The sequence below is a fragment of the Mesorhizobium sp. RCAM 05104 genome (genome assembly GCF_059683645.1).
Genome location: NZ_CM185033.1, coordinates 5,869,830 through 5,893,714 on the forward strand (window position 1 = coordinate 5,869,830; position 23,885 = coordinate 5,893,714).

General features: G+C 64.9%; 21 protein-coding genes and 1 pseudogene. 8 read left to right on the forward strand and 14 right to left on the reverse strand.

The window, feature by feature from the left end; genetic code table 11:
• Nucleotides 1-121 precede the first annotated feature (121 nt).
• Nucleotides 122-487: a hypothetical protein gene (locus AC56QP_RS28745; protein ID WP_489863494.1), complete on the forward strand. Its 366-nt coding sequence runs from the start codon at nt 122-124 to the stop codon at nt 485-487.
• Nucleotides 488-546: 59 nt separating this feature from the next.
• Here the strand turns inward: AC56QP_RS28745 and AC56QP_RS28750 are convergent, their stop codons facing one another.
• From AC56QP_RS28750 to AC56QP_RS28785, 8 genes and pseudogenes are all read right to left on the reverse strand, one after another.
• Nucleotides 547-1,188 carry a glutathione S-transferase family protein gene (locus AC56QP_RS28750; protein ID WP_489862412.1) on the reverse strand — a complete coding sequence of 214 codons (642 nt, stop codon included), beginning with the start codon at nt 1,186-1,188 and terminating at the stop codon, nt 547-549.
• 141 nt (nt 1,189-1,329) lie between these two features.
• Entirely contained in the window at nt 1,330-2,046 is a 717-nt protein-coding gene (locus tag AC56QP_RS28755) for a hypothetical protein (RefSeq protein ID WP_489862411.1), read from the reverse strand.
• Nucleotides 2,047-2,264: 218 nt separating this feature from the next.
• Nucleotides 2,265-2,861, reverse strand: coding sequence for an alpha/beta hydrolase (locus AC56QP_RS28760; RefSeq protein ID WP_489862410.1), 597 nt, complete (start codon nt 2,859-2,861; stop codon nt 2,265-2,267).
• Nucleotides 2,861-3,838 (reverse strand): glutathione S-transferase family protein, encoded by a 978-nt coding sequence (locus tag AC56QP_RS28765; RefSeq protein ID WP_489862409.1) that lies wholly within the window; start codon nt 3,836-3,838, stop codon nt 2,861-2,863. Before AC56QP_RS28765 ends, AC56QP_RS28760 begins: the two co-directional genes overlap by 1 nt.
• A gap of 151 nt (nt 3,839-3,989) precedes the next feature.
• On the reverse strand, nt 3,990-4,619 hold the full coding sequence (locus AC56QP_RS28770; protein WP_489862408.1) for an NADPH-dependent F420 reductase: 630 nt from the start codon (nt 4,617-4,619) through the stop codon (nt 3,990-3,992).
• Between the two features lie 109 nt (nt 4,620-4,728).
• On the reverse strand, nt 4,729-5,628 hold the full coding sequence (locus tag AC56QP_RS28775; RefSeq protein WP_497100959.1) for a LysR family transcriptional regulator: 900 nt from the start codon (nt 5,626-5,628) through the stop codon (nt 4,729-4,731).
• Nucleotides 5,629-5,769: 141 nt separating this feature from the next.
• Nucleotides 5,770-8,404, reverse strand: a pseudogene (locus tag AC56QP_RS28780) (bifunctional diguanylate cyclase/phosphodiesterase).
• A gap of 141 nt (nt 8,405-8,545) precedes the next feature.
• Nucleotides 8,546-9,439: a LysR family transcriptional regulator gene (locus tag AC56QP_RS28785; RefSeq protein ID WP_489862405.1), complete on the reverse strand. Its 894-nt coding sequence runs from the start codon at nt 9,437-9,439 to the stop codon at nt 8,546-8,548.
• A 103-nt stretch (nt 9,440-9,542) separates the two neighbouring features.
• Here AC56QP_RS28785 and AC56QP_RS28790 point away from each other — a divergent pair, with 103 nt between their 5' ends.
• From AC56QP_RS28790 to AC56QP_RS28800, 3 genes are read left to right on the forward strand one after another with little or no spacing between them, the layout of a single operon-like run.
• Nucleotides 9,543-10,295 (forward strand): SDR family oxidoreductase, encoded by a 753-nt coding sequence (locus AC56QP_RS28790; protein ID WP_489862404.1) that lies wholly within the window; start codon nt 9,543-9,545, stop codon nt 10,293-10,295.
• A gap of 10 nt (nt 10,296-10,305) precedes the next feature.
• Nucleotides 10,306-11,199 (forward strand): SDR family oxidoreductase, encoded by an 894-nt coding sequence (locus tag AC56QP_RS28795; RefSeq protein ID WP_489862403.1) that lies wholly within the window; start codon nt 10,306-10,308, stop codon nt 11,197-11,199.
• A 29-nt stretch (nt 11,200-11,228) separates the two neighbouring features.
• Nucleotides 11,229-11,441 (forward strand): tautomerase family protein, encoded by a 213-nt coding sequence (locus AC56QP_RS28800; RefSeq protein ID WP_489862402.1) that lies wholly within the window; start codon nt 11,229-11,231, stop codon nt 11,439-11,441.
• 47 nt (nt 11,442-11,488) lie between these two features.
• Here the strand turns inward: AC56QP_RS28800 and AC56QP_RS28805 are convergent, their stop codons facing one another.
• A complete protein-coding gene (locus AC56QP_RS28805; RefSeq protein ID WP_489862401.1) occupies nt 11,489-12,445 on the reverse strand; it encodes an AraC family transcriptional regulator in 957 nt (318 codons plus the stop codon).
• Nucleotides 12,446-12,563: 118 nt separating this feature from the next.
• Here AC56QP_RS28805 and AC56QP_RS28810 point away from each other — a divergent pair, with 118 nt between their 5' ends.
• A complete protein-coding gene (locus tag AC56QP_RS28810) occupies nt 12,564-13,604 on the forward strand; it encodes an SDR family oxidoreductase (RefSeq protein ID WP_489862400.1) in 1,041 nt (346 codons plus the stop codon).
• Nucleotides 13,605-13,625: 21 nt separating this feature from the next.
• On the opposite strand, the gene AC56QP_RS28815 is transcribed toward AC56QP_RS28810, so the two are convergent.
• Nucleotides 13,626-14,513 (reverse strand): hypothetical protein, encoded by an 888-nt coding sequence (locus AC56QP_RS28815; RefSeq protein WP_489862399.1) that lies wholly within the window; start codon nt 14,511-14,513, stop codon nt 13,626-13,628.
• 126 nt (nt 14,514-14,639) lie between these two features.
• Nucleotides 14,640-16,304: an acyl-CoA synthetase gene (locus AC56QP_RS28820; RefSeq protein ID WP_489862398.1), complete on the reverse strand. Its 1,665-nt coding sequence runs from the start codon at nt 16,302-16,304 to the stop codon at nt 14,640-14,642.
• A 217-nt stretch (nt 16,305-16,521) separates the two neighbouring features.
• Between AC56QP_RS28820 and AC56QP_RS28825 the strand changes: the two genes are divergently transcribed.
• Entirely contained in the window at nt 16,522-17,649 is a 1,128-nt protein-coding gene (locus tag AC56QP_RS28825) for a KamA family radical SAM protein (RefSeq protein ID WP_489862397.1), read from the forward strand.
• Between the two features lie 35 nt (nt 17,650-17,684).
• Here AC56QP_RS28825 and AC56QP_RS28830 read toward each other — a convergent pair whose 3' ends face one another.
• From AC56QP_RS28830 to AC56QP_RS28840, 3 genes are read right to left on the reverse strand one after another with little or no spacing between them, the layout of a single operon-like run.
• Nucleotides 17,685-18,779 carry a GNAT family N-acetyltransferase gene (locus AC56QP_RS28830; RefSeq protein ID WP_489862396.1) on the reverse strand — a complete coding sequence of 365 codons (1,095 nt, stop codon included), beginning with the start codon at nt 18,777-18,779 and terminating at the stop codon, nt 17,685-17,687.
• 19 nt (nt 18,780-18,798) lie between these two features.
• Nucleotides 18,799-22,929, reverse strand: a complete 4,131-nt coding sequence (locus AC56QP_RS28835; protein ID WP_489862395.1) for a Pls/PosA family non-ribosomal peptide synthetase — start codon at nt 22,927-22,929, stop codon at nt 18,799-18,801.
• A 46-nt stretch (nt 22,930-22,975) separates the two neighbouring features.
• On the reverse strand, nt 22,976-23,302 hold the full coding sequence (locus tag AC56QP_RS28840; protein ID WP_489862394.1) for a hypothetical protein: 327 nt from the start codon (nt 23,300-23,302) through the stop codon (nt 22,976-22,978).
• 39 nt (nt 23,303-23,341) lie between these two features.
• Here AC56QP_RS28840 and AC56QP_RS28845 point away from each other — a divergent pair, with 39 nt between their 5' ends.
• Together AC56QP_RS28845 and AC56QP_RS28850 are read left to right on the forward strand one after the other, a co-directional pair.
• On the forward strand, nt 23,342-23,581 hold the full coding sequence (locus AC56QP_RS28845; RefSeq protein WP_489862393.1) for a DUF680 domain-containing protein: 240 nt from the start codon (nt 23,342-23,344) through the stop codon (nt 23,579-23,581).
• Nucleotides 23,582-23,623: 42 nt separating this feature from the next.
• Nucleotides 23,624-23,842 carry a DUF680 domain-containing protein gene (locus AC56QP_RS28850; protein WP_489862392.1) on the forward strand — a complete coding sequence of 73 codons (219 nt, stop codon included), beginning with the start codon at nt 23,624-23,626 and terminating at the stop codon, nt 23,840-23,842.
• The last annotated feature ends 43 nt before the right edge of the window (nt 23,843-23,885 follow it).

Below are 23,885 nucleotides of genomic sequence, written 5' to 3' on the forward strand. Positions count from 1 at the left end.
CGGCACGCGGCGAATGGCGGTTTCGACCGACAAGCGTATCCCGACCTGTCTCATCGAAGCTGTCTGCCTTGTGGGAAGAAGAGTTCTGTGTACTCTCCCCACTGGTTGGGAAGGGCTCGGGATGAGAATTGCGATAAGAATTGCAATGTCGGTCGCATTGGCCGCGACGCTGGCTGGATGCGCGACCTCTCCGGTCGACTATGGGACCTCGCTTTCGCCGCAGGATCCGAAATGGACGTCGCCGGAATGCCAGCAGGCCCGGGCGGCGGCTTCGGACTACGCGGTTCGCGAGAAACAACATCCGGGATGGGAATTCGCAGCCCTTGGCCCGTATGGGCTGGGGATCATAGCGGCCACCAAGGAGGCCGAGCAGAAGCAGCGGAAGCTTTACGCCCGCAACGTACACCAGCAATGCTCGAGCCTTCCGCTGCCGAAGGAATTGCAAGGCGATCTGAACCCTGCGGTCGCAAAGGCGAAATATCCGTAGCCCCCGTGAGCCCAGAGGCTCGGCGGCATGCTGACTTCAAACCTGCTGTCGGCCCAGCTTTATGATGGCGCATTGACCGCAAATTGCGCGGCGAAAGCCCTGGCATAAGCGGGCCGGGCTTCCCCACGCGCCACATAGGCAGACAGGTTCTGATATTCATCCAGAAGGCCTGACATACGCAGTCGCAGCAGCACCGATACCATCAACAGATCGCCCGCGCTGAACGCGCCATCAAGCCAGTCGGCGGCGCCCAGGTAGACCGAGAGCTTGTCCAGCCGCGCGCGAACGCGGTCCTTGACCAAGGGCAGGCGCACCTCGCTCCAGGACCTTTCAGCTTCGAATATCCTTGCCGTCGTCAATTCGAGGATCGGCGGCTCGACGGTGTTGAGCGCGGCAAACATCCAGGTGATGGCGCGCGCCCGCGCATCGCGGTTTTTGGGCAGCAGGCCCGCATGCTGCTCGGCAAGATGGAAGACGATCGAGCCGGTCTCGAACAGGCACAGAGACCCTTCCTCATAGGTGGGGATCTGGCCGAAGGGATGGATGGCCAGATGCTCAGGCGCCTTCATCCCGGCGAAGGAAACGAGACGAACCTCATAAGGCTGCCCGACTTCTTCGAGCGCCCAGCGAACGCGCGTATCGCGCGCCAGTCCCTTGCCGCCATCGGGCGATCGTTCAAAGGCGGTGATGGTGGGGATCATGGGAGGCTCCGGGTGGTTGGTCAGGTGTCCGGTTCTTGGTTGCACCCAAAGGACGCACGGCGGAGGTGCTTCCCGACACCCTACCTCGTTTTTCGACCATCTGGATTTCGCGACCCGAACCGAAGGCGCGCGTCCCCGGTCCTAGCGCAGCAGTCCTTCCGCCTCGAATGTGTCCCAGCCTTCCAGCTTTGGCCGTGGAGCATCATCCTTTCCCGGATTCCTGACACTGCGCACCTTGCGCTCACGCTTTCCTGCTCGCGTCAGAGCGGCCTTGCCGGCACCGCGCCGTCTGTTTTCGGACGCTTCCTGTGTATCCTCCTCCCGCCAGGTGCTCGCCAGGTCACGATCGAGAATGTCCTCGATGTGGCGTGGATCGAAGACATGGAAGGTCACAGCTTTGGATCGCCCGCGCATCTTCACGGTGCGGGTGCCGATGCTCTTCAGGCGACCGTCCTTGAGCCATTTGTGGCGCTCGCGGGCGGAGATGGTGAGAATGTCCTCTGCCTCGCGCGGAAGCACGGCCAGAGCTTCGATGCCCTCCAGCGTCCTGGAGATGGTTTCGGAGGCGGCCTGGAACGCATCCGCGTCGGTTCGCAACATGCGCAACACGATACGGCCCGTCTCGGCCTTGGCGAACTTCCTCACCGCCCAGGGCAGGCGGGCTCGAATTTCACGTTCGATCCCCTTCAGGCGCAAGGAGGAGCCAAGCGTTGCCGATGGCGGCAGCGGCCATTCCGCGACCACTGACGCTGTAGCCGTGCTCACGCCGGGCTCGGACGTGCGATCAGGCGCGGCGGCAATTGCCGCCACGATGCCACTCAGGATCTTTCGAAAAGAGCCGCGCTTCTTGACTGCCATGTTTCATGTTCGCTCATCGGGTGCCCTCGTGGAATGTAGGTTGCACAGCAGACAACCGAAATCAGGCTCAAACAGTTCCTTTGGCATGCGCAAGCACCTATTCGGGTTCGCCAAACCATCGTGCCGCGGCCTGGGCTGCTTCCTCGATGTTCGGGCGCGCTGCGCCATAGCGTTGCGTTTTGCCTTGTTGCTGCGCCGTCCGCACACGGCTGGGATGATCAGGGCAGCACGTCGTCGAGGAACCTGGCCGCCTCGGTGAGGCCGCCGTTTGAAACCTGATGGCCCAGACCGGGCTCAATCGCGATCCTGGCCCGGACACCGGCCGCCTTCAGCTGCTCCGCCGCCCGGATGCTCTCGCCCGAAGGCATGATCGGGTCGGCGTCGCCGTGAACCAGGAGCAATGGCGTGCCGGTCGCGGGCGCCAGGGGTGGCGGGGATGCCAGGCGGCCCGAGAAAGCGACCACCGCCCCTACAGGCCAGCGCCCGCTGGCCAGCGCGTCGAGCGCCATGATCGATCCTTGTGAGAAGCCGAGCAGCGCCACGCGATCAAGCACATTCGAGTAACCGTGTTTTGCGATCAGAGCGGCGACAGTCGCGTCAAAACCGGGCCGCGCCGCGACGACGCGCCCGGGGCGATTGGCCTCGCTGACGCCGATGACGCTGAACCACTCGCGATGCGGGCCGCTGCCATGGGGCGCATCAGGGCTTTCGAAGACGAAACCGGGCAGTGCGTGTGCCAGCGCCCGACCGAGCACTGCCATGTTGGCGCCGTTGCTGCCGACGCCGTGCAAGAGGATGACCAGGCCGCGATCCATCAGCTCTGCCCTGTCACGGAGACGGGCGCGAGGCCCGGCAGGTCGGGCCCTTTCGGCACGATGCCGTTAGGGTTGAGGGCCTTGACCGAATAGTAGCCGGCCTTGATGTGCTCGATGCTGACGGTTTCAGCGACCCCCGGCACGGCCAGCATCGCAGCCATATAGGCACTCAGCGCCGGATAGTCGGCGAGGCGCCGCAGATTGCATTTGAACAGGCCGTGATAGGCGGCGTCAAAGCGCACCAGGGTGACGAACAGCCTGATGTCGGCCTCGGTCAGGGCATCGCCCAGAAGGAAAGGCCCACCCTTGACGAGCCGGGCCTCGAGACTTTCCAGCATCGAGAACACGTCATCGAAGGCTTCCTCATAGGCGACTTGCGTGATGGCGAAGCCGGCGCGATAGACGCCGTTGTTGAGCCGTGGATAGATATCCGCGTTGAGCGCGTCGATCTCGGCCCGCAACGGCGCGGGATAGAGGTCCGGTCCACTTGCGAGGTCGCCAAAGCCCGAGTTGAGCATGCGCATGATATCGGCGCTTTCGTTGTTGACGATGGTGCCAAGCTGCTTGTCCCAAAGGACAGGCACGGTGGCGCGCCCGGTATAGAGCGGGTCGGCCCTGGTGTAGATTTCATGCAGATGGCGGGCCCCGTTGATGTCGTCGGGGCCAGTGCCGGGATAGCCGCCGAACGCCCAGCCTTCATCATCCAGGCGGGGGTTGACGATGCTGATGGAGATGGTGTCCTCAAGCCGCTTGAGCTTGCGCGCGATCAGCGTGCGGGATGCCCAAGGGCAGATGAGTGCGACATAGAGATGATAGCGGCCCGCTTCGGCTGCAAAACCAGCATCACCCGTCGGTCCGGCGCTGCCGTCAGGCGTCACCCAGTTGCGAAAGCCGGAAACCTGCCTGATGAAGCCGCCCTTGGCATCGCTTGCCTGCACCGGCTGCCAGTTGGCCGTCCATTTTCCTTCAATGAGCATCGTCTTCGTCCTTCACGCAATCACTGGGGGATTGTCCACGGGTGCAGCGGCGCGCCACTTGACCGATATCAAGTGGCGCGTCGCGGCTTGCTATTTTGTTCTTCGATGGCGCGTTCCGGCCGCCGAGGCCGCAGCGCGATCAAGGCCTGGATCAGATGCCGACCCAGGTCGGAGCGATATCGGTGCCTTTTCCCTGGCCGTATCCGAGGCCGATGTTGAGGGCGGCGACAGCCTCGATGTTGCGCGACGCCGCCAAGGGGCCGGCGACGATGGCCTTGAGGCCGGCTGCTTTCACCAGCGCCTCGACCTGGGCAACGGCGCCCGCGTCGTCGCCCGCGAGCAGCACCGTTGCCGGAGTGCCGGCGACCTTGCCGCCATTCTGCAGCACCGACGCAAACAAGGTGTTGAAGCCCTTCACCACCTTGGCCTGCGGGGCGAGCCGCGCGATTTCTTCAGCGGCGCTGGTCGAGAAGCCGATGGCCAGGCCGGAAAAGTCGGCCTTCATGGGATTGGTCAAGTCGACGACGATCTTGCCCGCCAGGCCTCCGGCGGCTTTCACCACCGCGGCGGCGGCATCATAGGGCACGGCGAGAAAGACAATGTCGGCCTTGGCGACGGCGTCGGGGATCGAGGCGGCGGACACGGTGTCGCCGAAGCCGCTGGCGAGCGAGGCTGCCTCCGACGGATGGCGCGAACCGAAGACGATGGCGTTGCAGCTGCCCGAAAACACTGTGGCGAGGCCTTTGGCCATATTACCGGTACCGATGATTGCGAGTGTCATGTCCTGTGCTCCTGTCAGCTTGCCCTGCGGCGATGACGGGAATATGGACCTGTTCCGTATCGACTTCTATCTGGCGAAATCGCAGAAGATTTCTTCCAAATTGGAAAGTCTACCAGCCCTGGTCCCAAGGCGGGCTGTCCTGAAAATGCGAGACGAGGAAATCCACCATCACCCGCACCTTGGCCGCCAGGTGCCGGCCGGTGGTGTAGACGGCCCAAAGAGCCATCGGGTCGGCCTCGTGGTTGGCCAGCACGGGAATGAGCTGACCGGTCCGGATGCGCTCGCCGGCGACGAAGCTGGGGCCCTGCACCAGACCCAGGCCGATCGCCGCCGCGGCCGCGCAGGCCTCGGCGTTGGAGAAGCGCAGCCGGCCACGGATCGGCACCGTCAAGCCGCGCGCAAAACGCCAACTGGCCCCGTCGGCGAAGTTGGTGTCGAGGATGCAGGCGTGCCGGGTCACGTCCCCGGGACGGTCCGGAGCGCCGAATGCGTGCAGATAGGATGGCGCCGCCGTCGTCACCAGCCGGATCGGGCAGAGCTTTCGCGCAATGAGGGTGCTGTCGCGCAAGGTGCCGATACGCAGGGCGAGGTCGAAACCCTCTTCCACGAGGTTGACGACGCGGTCGGAGAACGACACGTCGAGCTCAATCAGCGGATGCGCCCGCGCGAACTCGGCCAAAAGCGGCGCAAGGACCTGGGTGCCGAAGGTAATCGGCACGGACATGACCAGTCGCCCACGCGGTGCCCCCGACGTGCTGCGGATGGTGGAATCCAGCTCGTCCATCTCCTCGAGCAGGCTTTTGATCCGCTCGAAATAGGCGCGCCCGGCCTCCGTGGGAGAGACGGAGCGGGTCGTGCGATGAAGCAGCTGCACGCCCAGCTCTTCCTCGAGCCGGGAAACCAGCTTGGACGCCTGACCCGAACTCACGCCGAGTTTTTGCGCAGCGGCGGACAGGCTCCGGCGCTCGATGACCGCAACCAACATCCGGTCACATGCCAGTCTGTCCATGCTGGGAACCTCAATCGCGGCGACTGTCGAGTATCTACCATAACCGCAAATGGCGCGAAGGCGCACGCACGGGCTTCGTAACGATACGTCGGGCCGCTGCCGTCGAGCGGACCGGGGCGCGAGGCGAGCGGGGTGGGCGCACTACCCCGTGGCCAGCCATTTGCGCGACTGGGCGAAGGCCTTGAAGGCCTTGGCCTCCATCGGGCGGCCCAAAAAGTAGCCCTGCAGGATATCGCAGCCAAGCTCTTTCAGGATGCGCGCGTGCTCCATCGTCTCGACCCCCTCGGCAACCACTTCGATGCTGAGTGACTTGCCGATCTCGATGATCGACGACACCAGGTGCCGCTGCGCGCTTGAGCCGGTGATGGGCGTGACCAGCTGACGGTCGATCTTGAGGCGGCGCGGCTGCAGCTTGAGCAGGGAGACGATCGAGGCGTGGCCGGTGCCGAAATCGTCGATCTCGATGTCGATGCCGAGCTCCTTGATATGCTCGATGTTCCAGGTGACCAGATCGTCGTTCTCGTCGAGGAAGATGGACTCCACCAGCTCGAACGACACGGTTCCTGCCTTGATACCGAGCTTGCGCAAGCCACTGATCAAGTCCTTGTCCTCCAGGCGCCTGGCCGAGACATTGACCGACACGCGCGGGATGTTGAGGTGGCCGCGCGACCAACGCCCGAAATTCTCCAGCGCCTGTTCGAGCACGGTGCGGTCGATCAGCGCCACGACATTGAGCTCTTCGGCCACCTTGAGATAGGTGTCGGGGGGCAGGATGCCGCGCCGCGGATGCTTCCAGCGCGACAACGCCTCGACGCCGACGATCTCGAGCGTCTTGGCATCGAACTGCGGCTGGTAGTAGGCGATGAATTCGTTCCGCTCCAGCCCGCCAAGGATCTCATCGGCGATCTGCTTGGTCCGCACGATCTCGCTCTGCAGCTCTTTGTTGAAGAACTCATAGCGGTTGCGACCGCGATCCTTCGCCCGGTAAAGCGCGAGATCGGCGTTGACGAGCAGCTGCCTGGCGTCGATGCCGCTGTTGGCGGCAATGCCGATACTCACTCCGAACCGGCACGGATGGCCCCGATAGTCCACAGGCTGGCGCATCTCCTCGATGATGCGGTCGGCGAGTGCCGCCAGCTGGTGATCGTCGAGCCCATGGCTCACCACGACGAACTCGTCGCCGCCGATGCGCGCAACGAAATCGTTGCGGCCCACATTGGCCTTGATGACCTTCGAGGCATGCACCAGCATGGCATCGCCCGCGGCGTGGCCGAGCGTGTCGTTGATCTGCTTGAAGCGGTCCAGATCCAGATGCAGCAGCGCCGTGTGGCGGTCCGGTTCGCCGGTTTCGGCCAGCAGCTCGTCGAGATAGCGGCGGTTGGGCAGGCCGGTCAGCGAGATCGTGCAGCGCCGCATACTCGATATGCGCCTTGGCGAGATTGAGTTCGGCGTTCTTCGATTCCGTCAATTGGCGCTCGCGCATGAGGGTCTCGTTGAGCAGCACGTCGCTGGTCACGTCCCATTCGGCGCCGATCAGCTTTGGCGTGCCGTCGATATCCTGGAAGAAGCTGGCGCGGGTGCGTACATGGCGGACGGTGCCGTCGGGGCGCAGGAGCCGGTATTGTGAGGAGTAGGGGCCTTTTTTCACGGTGGCCAGATCGAAATCCCGCAGCGCCCGCCCGATGTCTTCAGGATGGATCGCCTGTGCCCAGTCGTCATAGCCGCGCGGCTTGCCGTCGGCCGGCTTGCCGTAGATTTCGTTGACGCGGTCATCCCACACCATTTTGTGGGTGGCGAGGTCGTGTTCCCAAACGCCGATGCCCGAGGCCTCCAGCGCCAGCTCCAGGCGCCCGGACAGGCGTCTCAGCTCGGCGTAGTTTTTCTGCCTTTCGCCGAATAGCCGCCCGGCCACCATGATCGGCAGCACCACAAGCGCGCCGGCGAGCAGCATGAGCGCCCGCAGGGCCAACTCGTTCTTCGGGGCGGCTGGCCAGCCGCCTTTGGGGATGGCCGAAATCTGCCAGGAGCCTGAAGGCAGCTGCACGTCGGTCGAAACGGGATTTCCGGCGATGACATTGCCGCCGCCGAAGAAGCGTTCGCCGCCGCCGCCCAGCGCATCCTTGCCCGTGAGTGCGACATCGATGTCAAGATCCGGGTCGGTCAGCCCGCTCGCCGCGTAGAGCCGGTCGACATCGACCACCGCCGAGACGATGCCCCAGAAGCGGTCGCCGCCGCTCGCCGTCGGCACGAACACCGGAATGCGGCCGATGAAGCCGCGCCCACCCTGGGCAAGGTCGACGGGGCCGGCAAACACCATCACGCGCTGGTCGCGCGCGCGAAATGCCGCCATGCGTTGCGCCTCGTTCTTGCGATAGTCGAGGCCGATCGCCTTCTCATTGCCCTTCAGAGGGTACATCAGCGAGATGACGAGGTCGGGCGCGCCGGCGATGTTGCGCAGTTGCGATTTCTGCTGGAACAGATTGGTCGCGAGCGAGGCAAATCTCTGCTGGCCCATGTAGGGCTCCGTAACGATGGTCGAGACGAGGCCCTGAACAAGCTGGAGATTGCCGCCTATGTTGCCTTCAAGCTTGGCGCGGATGATGTTGACCTTGGCCAGCACATCGGCGCGCGCCAGTTGATCGGAGACCCTGCTGTTCTGCTGGTCGGCAATGATGGCGCAAGCCAAAAGCACAACAAAAGCAATGGCCGCCGGCAAGTTGGCGGAAGAGAAAACGGCCTGTTTGACACGGCCGAGATTGAATCTCGTTATGGCCAATTCGACCTGAATACCTTTCCTGAACAGCAGCCCCCGGTCGCACCTTAGTAGAAAACGCTTAAATTTGAACTTCCAAGCTGAATGTAAGTTTCGGCATCGGGATTTCGGCTCGCAGGCTGAGCCAGGGCTTAATGGACGGGACTACAGGTTCGCCTCGGCGAAGATGCGCGACGCCCAGTCGAGGAAGACGCGAAGGCGTGGCGAGAGCTGCCTATTCTGCGGGTAAAGCGCCGACAGCGGCGTCGGCGATGGCGGGTAGTCGGCCAGCACCTCGACCAGCGTCCCGTCGGCAAGGTCCCTCTCGAAACGATAGCGCGGCGCCTGGATCAAGCCCAGCCCAAGCCGCGCCAGATCGGCGGCGGTGTCGGAATTGTTCGCAGCGACGCGACCCGGCAGCCGGATTTCAACGGTCTTGCCACCGACGGTGAATTCGAACGGGAGGGTCTCGCCGGTCCGCGACGAGACGAAACCCACCGCCTGGTGCCCATCGAGCGCATCTGGGGAGGTGGGTGTGCCGTGCCGTTCGAGATAGGCGGGACTGGCGCAGGTGATCTCGCGGATCATCGCCAGCCGCCGCATGATCATGCCGCTGTCGGGCGGCTCGCCGACGCGTATGACGCAGTCGACACCCTCGCGCACGAGGTCGACCAGCCGGTCGCTCTGGCCGATCTGCAGGTCGATCCTGACATAGCGGGCGAGGAATTCGGGCAGGCGCGGCAACAGGAATGTGCGGGTGAGCAGCGTGCTGGCGTCGATGCGCAGCAGGCCGAATGGCTCGGCATTGCGGAAGGCAGCCTCGGCATCCTCGATCTCGGCCAGGATCGACAGGCAGCGGTGATAGTAGGCCTCGCCATCCTGCGTGGCGTTCACCTGCCGTGTCGTTCGCTCCAGCAGCCGCGCGCCGAGATGCTCCTCGAGCCGCCTGATCGCTTCCGTCGCGGTTGAACGCGGCAGGCCGAGATCGGCGGCGGCAGCGGTGAAGCTGCGCCGCTCCAGAACGCGAACAAAGAGCCGCATCGTGTCCAGACGATCCATGGCCTTTGTTCGCAATTTCCGAATAGTGATGTCAATAGGCGGCCGATTATCCGGGAAACGGGTTGGCCTATATCCGTGTCACCAACAACACGGAGAGACTTCCATGACAAATCAGCAAGCGATCCAACAAACCAGAACGGCGATCGTAACCGGCGCCTCCAAGGGCATCGGCGCGGCCATCGCGCAGCGGCTGGCCCGCGACGGCGTCGCCGTCGTCGTCAACTATGCGCGGGGCCGCGCGGAGGCCGGAGAGCTTGTGCGTGCGATCGAAGCCGGCGGCGGCAAGGCGATCGCCGTTCAGGCCGATATCGCCGATCCGGCTGGCATCGCCGCTCTTTTCGACGCCGGCGAAAAGGCCTTCGGCGGCATAGACATCCTCGTCAACAATGCCGGTATCATGAAGATCTCGCCGATCGCGGGTACCGACGACGCCTCGTTCGACACGCAGATCGCGATCAATCTCGGCGGCGTGTTTCGCGGCATGCGGGAAGGCGCGCGCCGGCTTCGCGAAGGCGGCCGCATCATCAATTTCTCGAGCAGCGTCGTCGGCCTCTACCAGCCGGGATACGGCGTCTACGCGGCCACCAAGGCGGGCGTCGAGGCGATGACCCACATCCTGGCCAAGGAGCTTGGCGCGCGCCGTGTCACCGTCAACGCGGTGGCGCCGGGGCCGATCGAGACGGCGCTGTTCCTGGACGGCAAGAGCGAGGCGCAGATCGAGGCCATCGGCAAAATGATCCCGCTTGGCCGGCTCGGCCAGCCCGACGACATCGCAGGCGTGGTTTCGTTCCTGGCCGGGCCGGACAGCTTCTGGGTCAATGGGCAGATCATCCGCGCCAATGGCGGCGTGATCTGAGGAGATGACCATGCAACAGACAATCCTGATCACAGGCGCTTCCAGCGGCTTCGGCGCGATGACGGCGCGGGCGCTGGCAAGGGCGGGCCACACGGTCTATGCCTCGATGCGCGACCCGGCGGCGCGCGGTGGCGTGGCGGCGGCCGAAATGGAGAAATTCGCCCGCGACGAGGGTCTGGCGCTCAAGCCCATCGCGCTCGATGTCACTTCCGATGCTTCCGCCGAAGCGGCGGTCCGGCTGATCCTGGGCGAGGCCGGCCGGCTCGATGTGCTCATCCACAATGCCGGGCATATGGGGTTTGGACCGACCGAGGCTTTTGCGCCCGAACAGCTGGCGCAGCTCTATGACGTCAATGTCGTCGGCACGCAGCGCGTCAACCGTGCGGCCTTGCCGCATATGCGCTCCCTCGGCAGGGGGCAGATGATCTGGGTCGGCTCGAGCAGCACGCGGGGCGGCACGCCGCCATTCCTCGCGCCCTATTTCGCGGCAAAGGCCGGCATGGATGCGCTGGCGCAGAGCTACGCGCTGGAACTCGCCCGCTTCGGCATCGAAACGACGATCGTCGTGCCGGGCGCCTTCACCAAGGGTACGGAGCATTTTCACCACGCCGCCGCGCCCGTGGATGCGGAGCGAGCCGCGCTCTACTGGTCCGGGCCCTACGCCGATGTCGATCAGCAGGTGCTGAAGGGGCTGGCTTCGCTTGAGCCGGCGGATGCCGATCCGGCCGATGTCGCCACGGCGATCGTCGACCTCGTCGCCATGCCGCACGGAAGGCGCCCGCTGCGCGTGCACATCGACCCCTCCGACGATGGCGCGGCGATCGTCAACGGCATCGCCGACCGCGTGCGTGCGCAACTCATGGAGCGGATCGGCCTTGCCGACCTGCTTCATCCCAAAGCCTGAACCCCACCCTCAAAGAGAAGGAAACGATCATGCCATTCGCCAACATCAAGATGCCGCAAGCGGCTCTCTCCAAGGCGCAGAAGGAAGACCTCATCCATCGCACGACGGCGATGTTCGTCGAATTTTTCGGCGAAGGCGTCCGACCCTACACGATGGTGCTGGTGGAAGAGGTCGCCGATGGCGGCTACGGCCGCGCCGACGAAGTCTTCATCGTGCCGGAAGCCTATCGCGCCAAGGAATAGCGCATCAACAGGAGAGGGGGCGGCAGCCTGTTTGCCCCTGCCCCCTCTCAGGACGCCAGGCTCAACGACCGCGATGCCGTCTCGTCCGGGCGGGCGGCTCGCCTGGCCAACCGGTAGCGCTTGGGTGCGCTGCCGGTGACGCGCTTGAAGGCGTTGCTGAAGGCGCTTTCGGAGGTGTAGCCGAGCGAGCGGGCAAGAACCGCCACGGGCACGTCCTCCTCGCGCAAGGCGCGTTCGGCCAGATGCATGCGCCATTCGGTCAGGTAGGTCAGTGGCGCCACGCCGGCGGTCTGCCTGAAATGGAAGGCGAAACTGGTGCGCGACATGGCTGCGGCCCTGGCGAGTTCCTCGAGATGCCAGGCGCGGCCGGGATCGCCATGCATCAGCCGCAGTGCGGGCGCCAGACGCGGATCGCCGAGCGCACGCAGCCAGCCGGCGGGCATCAGGCTCGACGTCTTCAGATGCGCCCGCAACACCTGGATGAACAGGAGCTGGGCGAGCTGCGCCGAGGCGAGGCTGGCGCCCGGCTGATCCTCGGCCTGCTCGCTGACCAGCTGGTCGAGAATCCAGCGCAGGATCGTCGCCTGCGGCGATGAAGCGTGAATGTGGATCCATGGCGGCAGCACATCGGCCAGCAGCCGCCCGCTCGCCTGGTCGAGAAGGACATGGCCGCCGATATGCGCGAAGTCATTGCCGTCGCCGAGCCGCGCGATCTTGCAGCCGGCAAACACCGCCATCGCGTCGAGCGGCGGGACGGACAAGTCGCTGGCGAGGATGAAGGAGCGCCGAGAAGCGAGCAGAAGCACGTCTCCGGTCCGCGCGTGCACCGGCTCGTCCTCGCCCTCGAGGCGGATCCAGCAATCGCCCTTCACCACGGCGAAGAACTTGATCTTGTCGGGCGCCGGAAAGCGCAATGCCCATGGGCCGCCGGCGGTGAAGCCGCCGGTCACCATGGTTTCGGCGCTGGTGAATTTGAGGATGTCGGAGAACGGGTCAGCGGCCATTTCCGTACTCTGGCGCAACTTATGCGGATTTTCAAGCATTCACAATCCGAGCACTCGCGCATAGCTGATAGGTCCATGAACGCACCGCCTGGAGCGGCGGACACATCAGGAGACCGACATGAACGACGAACTGGTGCTGGTGACCGGTGGCTCCGGCTTCATTGCATCGCACTGCATCCTGAAGCTGCTCGACGCCGGCTATCGCGTGCGCACGACCCTGCGTTACCTGAAGCGGGAAGGCGAGGTGCGCGCGATGCTGCGGCAAGGTGGCGCCGAGCCCGGGGACAGGTTGTCCTTCGTCGCCGCCGACCTGTCGGCGGATACCGGCTGGGCGGATGCTGTGGCGGGCTGCACCTACGTGCTCCACGGCGCCTCGCCGACGCCTTCGGGCAGCCAGACGCGGGAGGAAGATTGGGTGCGGCCCGCCGTCGACGGCGTGCTGCGGGTGCTCGGCGCCGCACGCGATGCCGGCGTGAAACGTGTCGTGCTGACTTCGGCCATCGGCGCGGTCGCCATGGGTCATGCGCCGCAGACCAGGCCTTTCAACGAGACGGACTGGTCCGATCTCAGCGGCAATGTCGCGCCCTATCAGAAATCGAAGACGCTGTCGGAACGCGCCGCCTGGGATTTTGTCGCCAGGGAAGGGCGGGGTCTCGAACTGTCGGTCGTCAATCCGCTCGCGGTGCTCGGCCCGGTTCTCAGCCCCGACTATTCGCATTCGATAGGGCTGATCAAGCGGCTGATGGACGGCATGCCCGGCTGTCCCCGGGTCAATTCCGGCTATGTCGATGTGCGCGACCTTGCCGATTTGCATCTGCTGGCAATGACCAGCCCTGCGGCAAAGGGCGAGCGCTTCATCGGCATTTCGGGTCACAGCCTGTGGATGGCCGATGTCGCAAGAGTGCTGCGGCGCAGAATGAGCGCGGCCGCGGCCAAGGTGCCGACCCGGGAAATCCCCAACTGGGTGATCCGCCTGCTGGCGTTGCGCGGTGATCCGACGACGAAGATGCTGGCCAGGCATCTCGGCGTGATGATGGACGCCACCAGCGAAAAGGCGACGCGCCTGCTCGGCTGGACGCCGCGACCGGCCGAGGAGGCGATCGTCGCCACGGCCGAAAGCCTGCTGCGGCTGGGGCTTTTGGGTGGTTCGAACGCGTAGGCGACGCGCCAGGGGAACCGCCTACTTGCCGGCCATGTGATCGGCAAGCTCCTGCGCCTGGCTGAGAAGCGCCGGGAAGACCGGGTCGCTCGGCAGGCGCTCGCCCATGCACTTGCGGTAGTCGCCGTCACCTTTTTCCCAGGCGGCGTTGGCGGTGTCATATGCCTTTTCATCCTGCTGCTCGGTAGCCTGGGCGGCCAATTTCTGGGCAGCGGCGTCGGCCGAGGTCCATATGGCCTCGCAGGCCGCGATCTTCGGAACAGGCTGCGCGGCGGGCGCCGAGGCAATCATGACGCTGTTGCCCTTGACGAGCGTGACGATGACCTGCTGTTCCTGGATAGGCCCCACGTCCTGCGTCCAGCCGCCAAGCCGCGCAATGGCGATGTCGGCGCCCTCGGGCTTCTTCAGCGGAAAGTCGAGCGTCCCCATGAACGCGGCGTCGCTGTTGATCGCCTGGGTGTAGAAGGCATCGAGTTTCAGCGCCTCGTCGATGCCGGTGGGCAGTTTGAGACTCGCGTCCGTCTCGGTGGCCCTGGAGCGAAGCCAGCGATCGAGTAGCCCTCGCGTCGTCGCCACGAGGCTCGGACCGTCGTCAGTCCTGGCGTATCTCAGCCCGTCGAGCATGCCGTATCCGATATCGGCGTCGCTCAGGCTTTCGAGATTGCTGGTGCCGGTCGCCGGAAAACCCGCAACCGCCAGGGGGCCGAGAAGAGAGGAAAGGCGCCCTTCAAGATCGGCGCGCGCCTTGGCATCGGCAGCATCGAGCGTTTCCACCGGAGCATTCGCGCTGTTGAGTGCGGCGATGGCGGCAATCGCCTTGTCGCGCGCGGCGATATAGTCGTCCTCCGGCGAGGCCGCGAAGGCCACGCCGCTCGCCAGCGCGAACACGATCGTCCAGACCAACCGCATGACCCAAGCCTCCCGCTTTTTTATCCTGGCTTTGGGAGCCTATCGGGCGTCTTGTGGCTATTGTGCGGCACCACGTCAACGAGAAGCGTCTCGCGACGCCCGGACGATCGAAAGCCTCGCCATCCGTCACACTCCCTTCCGCTTCTCGACCTCGGCCTTGCGCAGCAAAAATCGCTGGATCTTGCCGCTCGGTGTCTTCGGCAGTTCTGTCACGAAATCGATCTCGCGCGGATAGGCGTGGGCCGACAGGCGTTTGCGGACATGCTGTGCGAGTTCCTCGGCGAGTTCCGGGCTGCCTTGCCAGGAGGGCGCCAGGATGACGAAGGCCTTGACGATCTCGGTGCGCTGCGGGTCGGGCACGCCGACCACCGCCGCCTCGTTGACCGCCGGGTGCTCGATGAGCGCGCTTTCGACGTCGAACGGCCCGATGCGATAGCCGGAGGAGGTGATGACGTCATCCGACCGGCCGATGAAGCTGATCGAGCCATCCGGCTCGAACTCGACCGTGTCACCGGTGCGGTAACATCCGCCCGATATGGCCGGGGTTTCCGCCTGGTGATAGCCGCCGAACCAGCGCAACGGCGAGTTGGCGATGTCGACGGCAAGGACGCCGGGCTGGTTGGGGCCAAGCTCGTGGCCGGCCTCGTCCAGAACGACGATGCGGTAGCCCGGCATGGCAAAGCCGGCCGAACCCGGGCGCACGGGGTGCGACAGGCCGTGATGGTTGTTGACCATCATGCCGTTCTCGGTCTGGCCGTAATGGTCATGGATCGGTGCGGCGAGATGGGCGTCGAACCAGCGGATCACTTCCGGGTTGAGCGGCTCGCCGGCGCTGCTCACCACGCGCAGGCGGCCCTGGATGCGGGCGGCGGCCTCGGGCCCTTCGGCCAGCAGCAGGCGGAAGGCGGTGGGCGAACCGGCGAGGCTGGTGACGCCAAGGCGCTCGATGATGTCGTAGGTGCTTTTGGCGGTGAAGGCGCCTTCGTTGAAGGTCGTCGCGACGCCGAGCAGCAAGGGACCGGTGATGGCGTAATAGAGGCCGTAGGCCCAGCCGGGATCGGCGATGTTCCAGAAGACGTCGTCCGGGGTGAGCCCGATCGCGTCGCGCATATAGACGCCGAAGGCCATCAATGCGCTCAGCGGCACTGGCACGCCCTTGGGCAGGCCGGTCGTGCCCGAGGTCGACATCATCATGAACAGGTCGTCGCCCGTGCGCAGGATGGGCTCGCAGTCGGACGAGGCGGCGGCAAAGGCCGCGCGGAAATCGATGTCGCCCGCCGGCAAGGCTTCGCCAAGAGCGAGGATGGTCGCAACCCGGGGGCAGTGCTCCACCTCGTCGAGCTTGCCGCGATTGGCCGTGTTGGTGACGACGAGCTTGGCGCCGCTGGTCTTCAGCCGGTGGTCGATGGCCTTCGGCCCGAAGGCGGTGAACAGTGGCTGATAGACGGCACCGATGCGCCACGTGCCGAGAATGGTCGCCACCAGTTCGGGAATGCGCGGCAGCATGCCGGCGACGACATCGCCGGGGCCGACGCCTGCCGCCTTCAGCAGATTGGCGACGCGGCCCGACATGTCGTCGAGATCGTCGAAGGTGAATTCCCGCAGCTCACCGCTGGCGGAGATCGCGCGCAATGCCAGCCGGTTCTGCCCGGTGTGGCGGCCGCAGCATTCGACATAGGCGTTGATCCCGGTCGCGGGATCGCCAGAAAGACGCGCTACTTCATCCTCGATGCGGAACCGCGCAACGGCATCGTCATAGCGCGGCAACCGCGCCGGAGTTGTTTGGGTCATGGCAGTCCTCCCTGGCGGCGCCCATCTCCTCCATGGGCGCTGTCGGTTCATTAGATGCATGAAATCGCGCTGTTGGTCGATGCGGCGAAAGTTGGTGGCGGGGTAGGTCTGTGCTCCCTGAAGGATCGCGGTGCTGACGATCTGCGGCAACCATTGCCATTGACCGCGCCAGCCTTCCGGCCGATAGCTCCGCGCGATTTGCGACTCCGAGACCTCAATGACCTCAGACGCCAACCTCCACGATATGGCCACTGCCGAAGAACGCGCCCTCAACGCCGACGCCGCCTGGCAGGACGATGTTCGCCAGGGCGTGCGCCATGTGCGCGATCTCGCTTCGCTGCCGCTGTCGCCGGGCGAGCGCGCGGCGGCTCAAGGCGCGGCGGCGAACCACAAGGTTCGCATCCCCAAAGCCTATCTCGACCTGATCGACTGGAACGACCCCGCCGACCCGATCCGGGCGCAGGTTATCCCGGAGCCGCACGAACTGATCGAGCAGGACGGCGAGCTCGGTGATCCGATCGCCGACCATGATTTCAGCCCGGTGCCGCGGCTGACGCATCGCCATGCCGACCGGGTGCTGTTGTTCCCAACCTATCAATGCGCGGTCTATTGCCGGTTCTGCTTCCGCAAGGAATCGCTGACCGCGATCGGCCGCGGCTACACGCGCGAGGCGCTGGAGCCGGCGCTGGCCTATATCGCCGGTCATCCCGAGATTCGCGAGGTGATCCTGACCGGCGGCGATCCGCTCTCGCTGCCCGACAAGGCGCTGGCCGAAATCTTCGCGCGCATCGAGGCGATCGCGCATGTGCGGCTCGTGCGCATCCACACGCGCGTGCCGGTCGCGCTGCCGTTGCGCATCACGTCAGGGCTGGTCGAGGCCTTGCAGGGCCGGCTGATGGTCACCGTCGTCACCCATTTCAACCATGCCCGGGAGATCACCGATGCCGCCGAGGCGGCCTGCCGCAGGATGCGGCAGGCGGGCTTCGTGCTGCTCAACCAGAGCGTCCTGCTCAAAGGCGTCAACGACACGGTCGAGGTGCTGGAGGAGCTCTGCCGCGAGCTGATGTACCGCCTCGGCGTCAAACCCTATTACCTGCACCATGGCGACCTCGCGCGCGGCATGGCGCATCGGCGCACGACCATTGCGCAGGGCCAGGCGCTGGCCAGCGCGCTGCGGGCGCGCCTGTCGGGCATCTGCAACCCCGTCTATGTGCTCGACCTGCCGGAAGGCGGCGGCAAGGTGCCGCTCGGGCCGTGTTATGTCGAAGCACAGGAAGGGGAGCGCTGGCGGATGCGGGGGCTTGATGGCGAGGTCCGGACCTATACGGAAATCGTCGGGACGTAGAACACCAGGCCACGCGTAGCGCCCGGTTCCCGATCCTAACCCGCACCCCGTTCAACAAAGGCCAAGACGACCACACGCGGGGCAACGCAGTAGGCGAGGCTGACCCTGCGGCCGGTCTTTGTCGTCGCAGAACCTGTATTGAGGTCCACTGTGATGTCCTCATAGCCGAGGATCTCGCGATCAAGCGGATAGGCCGCCTTGTAGACCGCTTCCTTGGCGGCAAAGAGGATACGACCGGCAAGATGCCGATCCGCCGCGTCCGTCCGGTCCGCAGGGATTGCGACGAGCGCGAGGATGTCGTCGGGCAGGGCCAACGCGGGCTCGACGTCGATGCCGAGGGAGGCGATGTGGCCAACAGGCGCAACCGCCGCCACGGCCATGTCGTCGTCATGGGCGAGCGAACCCGTTATCCCGTCGGGCCAGACCGGCGCGCCGGATGGCGCGCGAAGGATGGTGGCGTCATTGATGCCAAGCTCCGCCAGCAGTTCGTGCGCGATCCAGCGGGCCGCTCCGCTCGCGCGCCGCATGGCTGGCTGGCGCGCGGGGATGGAACGCGCTTCCTCGGGCAGCAGATGGGCTTCGTCCGCGTCGCGTATGACCCGGCATCCGATGCGAACACTGCCTGGCGCGATGGCGGCCATCGCCCGCAGCAGGGATGTCTGCGCAAGCGGCAGGACCAGATCGGCGATCATTTCTCCGTCCTCGTCGAGCCCTTCTTCCACGAAGCCGGCGGCGCGATAGAGTTGTCGTGCCGCGTCATTCTCCGGTTCGTAGCAAATGGAAACGTGCCTGACATGGCCGAGACTGCGGATTTCGCCCAGCACTTCGCGCAACGCGGCCTTGCCATAGCCTTTGCCCTGGCTGGCGCGGTCGATCATGAAGCGGTAGATGCGCGCCTCGTCGTCATCCTGCGGCGCCTCGTACATCAGGAAACCGATGACACGATCCCCGGCCATGACGACGCGCGGCCGCGCGTCGTCATCAAGGCCGGCCTCGTCCAGGGACTCCGCATTGCTGGCGACGAAATCCATCTGGTCCGGGGCCAGCTCCAGGGACGCAACCGAGGCCCAGTTGGCCTCGGTCACCGGGGCGAGACGGATTTCCACGCCCTTGCGGGGCCCGTTCGTCAAGCCGCGGCCTCCAACGCAATCAAGCCGATGTCTTGGCGCCATCGTCCGTGACGGGGGTCACGAACCGGTGCAGCTTGGCCGGGTTGCCGCGCCATATGGAGTAGGGCTCGAGCTCTTCGCCCTTCATCACGAAGGAATCGACATCGGCCACCGACCCTTCGCCCATCACCACGCCGTAATGGACAAAGGCGGAAGGTCCGAGCGTGCAGCCCTTGCCGATGCGGATGTAATCGGACTTGAACGCGCCTTCCTCCAGCGAATGGGCCTGGATGACGCAGCCCTCGTTCAGGGTGACGTCGTCGCCGATCTCGACCAGCGAGCGTTCGGTCAGGTTGCTGCCGCCGTCATAGACCCGCTTGCCCACCTTGACGCCCAGCAGGCGCAGGATCATTGGCCGGAACGGCGTGCCGCCGAACAGGTTGACAATCGGCGAATCCGCGAGCTTCCAGTGGCGTTCGTGGCGCCAGAACGCAACGTCGTAGATCGTCGTCATCTGAGGCTTCAGCCTGCCAAAACCAAGGCTTGCCCGCTCGACCAGGATGTAGAACGGAATGGTGATCGCCGAGGTCAGGAGCACGGCGACGAACAGCGCGACCTCCGCCCATTCGGTATAGTAGTTCAGCGCCCGGTCCCAGATCGCCAGCGTGGCGAACAGCATGACCCATTGCGTCGCGATGAACAGGATGATCGTCACCGCGTTGTGAAGGTTCTTGTGCGGGATGCGCTGGCGCCGGTCCGCCTCGTCGACGCCGGCGATGAGCTCCTTGTCGCGGTTGACCATACGCGGGATTTCAAAGGCAGGCGAACCGAGAAGCCCGACATTCTCGCGCAACGGCCCGTCGATGGGGATCATCACCTTGGTGCCGAGCAGGACATTGTCGCCGGTGCGGCCATCCGGCGGATAGTAGATGTTGTTGCCGAGATAGTTGCGCTCACCGATCCTTGTCGGCTCGAGCCGAAATGCGGAAGCGGACTTGTGCATGTTGATCATGAACAGGCCGTCCGACACCATGGTCTCGGTGCCGATCTCGCACAGAAGCGGGTTCTCGTGCTGCTGGTTGGAGCCGAAGTTGGAACCGGTCTGCACCACCTTGTTGAGGTTCCAGCCGATGGCACGCATGTAGTGCACGATGGCCGAGCTGTCGCCGAACAGCAGACCCAGGATACGGGAATTGCTGGTGAATTCGGTGGCGGCCTGCAGCCAGTAGCGGAAACCGTAAAGCGCGTAGGTACGGCCTGGCTTCAGCACCAGGCTGGTCAGGCGGGGCAGCAGTGTCGCCGCCAGGAAGGCCGCGGCGATATAGCCGAAAAGCGTGACCGTGGTGCCGATCGCGACGAGGCCGATCGTCTCCTGATAGTCGTCGCCGACATTCTCCCAATAGCTGTGGAACAGCAGCGGCAGCGGGATGACAATGGCAAATAACCCAATCAGCTGGACCGCTTCGAAGAGGAAGCGCCGGATGTTGGAAGGGTTCTCATTGCGCACCTTGCAATAGTCCGCCGTGGTCGGCACGGCCGGCGATCCATGCCAGTGTTCACCGTCCGGGATGCTTTGCCCGCGCAGCAGCGCGGACGCATGGCCGAGCTGGGCGCCGTTGCCGATCGCGGTGTCGATGTCGAGCGTCGAGCCCACACCCACGAAGGCATCGCGGCCGATGGTCAGCGGACCCATATGGATGTAGCCGGACTGGGCGCGAAAGCCGAGGATCAGCGATTCCTTGCGCAGGATCGTATTGGCGCCAATTGAAATCAGATCCGTGCAGACGGGTACGGATTTGGATTCGATGACGGCGTTTTTCCCGATCCTGGTTCCCAGAAGCTGCAGATAGAAGCTGTAGAGCGGGCTGCCGCGGAACAGGACGACGGGTGCTGTGCGGATCAATGTCTTGACGATCCAGAAGCGATAGTAGCGCACGCCCCAGATCGGAAACGCCTCGGCCTTCCAGCGGCCGACGAGCACCCATTTCGCAAGGACGGCAAAGCCCGTCATGCCAAAGAACACGCCGGCCGAAAGCGCCACGCACCTGATATAGAGCTGCAGCGGATCGTCGAGCGCGTCATACATCCAGTTGAGGCCGATGTTGATCGCCCACAGGGCCACGTAGCTGTAGATCCCGTAGAACAGGAGCTGTGCCGCGCCGCAGGTCCAGTAAGCGAAATTCGAGGCCCGCCGGGTGAGAACAGGCTCGTTGGTGGCCGCCGTCATCTCCTCCGGCACGCCCAGATGCCGCGCGAGGCGCGCCACGGTCGGATAGAGATAGATGTCGCGCATGGACGTCGTCGCCCATTCCTTCCTAGTGCGCACGCGCGCGCAGAAATGCGCCATCAGCAGGGAGTTGGCGCCGAGATCCTCGAAGAAATTGTCCTCGACCGACACCTCGTCGAATTTCAGCACCGACGCCAGCGCTTCGGCCAGGAAGCGCTCGTCGTCATTGCCTGGCGCAACCATCTCCCGGTCGGCCGAAAGCCGGACGCTTGTCGGCTTCGGCAACTGGCGAAGGTCGACCTTGTTGGAGACCGTCATCGGGATCGCCGGTAGCTCCTCCAGATAGGAGGGCACCATGTAATCCGGCAGGCGCCGCTTCATCGTCTGGGCGAGATCGGCACGCGAGATCGCCGGCGCGCCGGCCTTTCTTGCGTAATAGGCAACCAGTTCGACGCGGCCAGGCTCGATCTCCCAGGTGGTGACGGCGGCCTGCGCGATCTCCGGCTGGTCTAGCAGCACCGCCTCGATCTCGCCGAGTTCGATGCGATAGCCGCGGATCTTCACCTGGGTGTCGATGCGCCCGGCATATTCGATCTCGCCGTCGTCATTGATCCGGCCAAGGTCGCCCGTCCGGTAGATGCGCCTCGACGGATTGTTCGGCAGGCCGACGAAATCGGCGATGAATTTCTGTTCGGTGAGGTCGGCCCGGTTGAGATAGCCGACCGCAAGCCCGATGCCGGCGATGCCGATCTCTCCCAGTTCACCAGGCTGGGCAAGCGCGGGCATCTCGGGGTCGAGAATGACGATGGAGTAGGTGGGCAGCGGCGCGCCGATGGTGACGGGCTTGTCCGGCGTCAGCACGCCCATCGTTGCGGTGACGGTTGCCTCGGTCGGGCCATAGGTGTTGAGGATCCGCCGCCCTGGCTTCGACCAGCGCACCACCAGATTGTGCGGGCAGGCCTCGCCGCCCACCAGGAGCGTGCGCAGGCTGGGCACGTCCGATGTCATCGACGACAGCAAGGTCGGGCTGCAGGCCATGCAGGTGATGTCGTGGTGGCGCAGGAAATCGGCGAGCTCTTCGCCGACAAGAGGCAGCTGGCCAGGTGCGGGCACCACCGTCGCGCCGGCGACAAAGGGCACCCAGATCTCCTCGGAGGAAAAGTCGAAGGCGATGGTCATGCCCTGGTAGACGCGATCGCCCGGCCGGTAGCCGTAGGACGCGGCGGCGACATGGATGAAATTGACGAAGCTCTGGTGCTTGATGACCACGCCCTTGGGCCTGCCTGTCGTGCCCGAGGTGTAGAGGATGTAGCAGGTGTCGTCGACCGCAGTGGGGGCCGGCGCCTTGTGGGGCTTCAGCGGCGCGCTGGACTGTTTGGAGATCTCGGCGGCGGCGCTGTCGATCAACAGGTGGGGAACGGGCAGTTGACCGGCGCGCGACGCATAGGCGGCGATGCTGACGATCAGGCTCACGCTGGCGTCTTCGATGATGAGCGCCATGCGCTCTTCGGGAAACGCGGTGGCCAGCGGCACGAAGGCCGCGCCTGCCTTCATCACCGCGAGCAAGGCAACATAGGTCTCGGCCGACCGGTCGAGAATAAGCCCGACGCGGTGGCCCGGCCGCACGCCGCGCTTGATCAGCACACGGGCGAACTGGTTGGCCCGCTTGTCCAGCTCCTGATACGTCCAGACACGTCCGTCGGAGATCACCGCCGGCGACGAGGCGAATGTCTCGGCGAGCCGCTCGAAGACCGTGTCGAGCCGCTCACCGGGCTGACCTGCCCGGGCGAAGTCCGCGCCCGCCAGGACCTGGCTGCGCGCGATCAACCCGGGATCGGAGGCAATCCTTACGAGCGCTTCGATGCTTCCGAGGCCGGCTTCGGGCTCTCTGCCCGGTCTTGCCGTGTCCCTGTCCAGTTCGGCGATATCGACACCGTGATCCATTTCCAAACTTTCTCGTCCTGGCCGAGCTGCGCCAGGAACATCCCGATCATGCCGCCGCGACGCCAGGCATTGTCGGCTGCGCCGCCGCTGCAATTTGACCCTTGTTGATGGAGGACCGAATCTTCCGAAACGGAAGAACCCGGAATCCACTCCGTCCGCGGTAGTGCCGCGGGCTTTTTCCGGCCGCTGCGGGATGGTTATGCCATCCGATCTTTTCGCCATTTTTTCCGAACTGTTTAATTTTGTTTCTGGATTGTGTCTCGGCGCTCATCCGCATGGCCGTTGCCGCCAGTTTCTGCTCTTCCCAAAAAAAATCTGACACCTCCCGGGAATAAAGCGCGGCCCTCCCGGGTCTTGTTGTCAGCGGGGCCAATCTCCCGGCCCGCGACCCGAAGAAACAAGGACCTATGACATGACCAAGCTCGCTTTCAGCGTGGCTGCGATGCTGCTTGCCTCGAGCGCTGCCTTTGCCGGCAGCGATCATTTCGGCGCCAACAATGCCAACCAGCCTGTCGCCACCGTCGACACCAACGCCACTGCCTCGATCCCCGCGCGCCAGTACGTCGACACGAAGGTGACGACAGGGCCGAGCCAGGGGTCGGTTCAGGACATCATCGTCCGGCACAACAACGACAGCCTCTGGGGCCGCTGAGCGCGCCTTCAAGCAACTTCTCAACAAACAGGAACCATCGACATGAAAAACATCGCTCTCACCGCCGCCGCCATCCTCGTCGCCACCACCGGCGCCTTTGCCGGCAGCGACCATTTTGGCTCGCGCACCGCAGACCAGACGGCCATCGACACCACCACCACCACCGCGTCGATCCGCAAGGCGGACATGGTCCGCCACGGCATGCAGGCGGCGATGCAATCTGATGCGGAGGAACCCGGCCAGGGCATCTGGGGCCGCTGAGTTCAAGGGGCCGGCACCGGATCCCGACCGTGCTCGCCCCAAT